The 210-nt window shown below is 53.3% G+C and carries 1 pseudogene; it reads right to left on the bottom strand.

Going from position 1 to position 210, the window contains the following annotated elements:
- Nucleotides 1–121, bottom strand: a pseudogene (locus tag WFN87_RS24110) (IS481 family transposase); the annotation flags it as partial.
- Nucleotides 122–210 lie beyond the last annotated feature (89 nt).

Here is a 210-nt window from a genome sequence, read left to right as displayed (position 1 = left end):
AGCCAGTGGCAGGAGAAATGCCATAGCGACGGCACAGAAGACGAATGTTCGCCCCGTCCTGCGAGGCGAGCAGAACAAACTCAGAACGTAATGACATGGTATCTCTCGCATCCCACGGCATAAGCGGCTCCATAAACGGGTTCTTATGCCTTAGTTGTAAGTGTCTACCATGTCCCCGAACAAGTGTTCACGATGTCCCCGGACCGTACA

Origin of the sequence: Cedecea sp. AS113 (assembly GCF_037152415.1) — a bacterium.
Taxonomy (GTDB): Bacteria; Pseudomonadota; Gammaproteobacteria; order Enterobacterales; family Enterobacteriaceae; genus Cedecea.
Note: the sequence above shows the minus strand (reverse complement) of the source record. Positions and strands in the feature narration are given on the sequence as shown.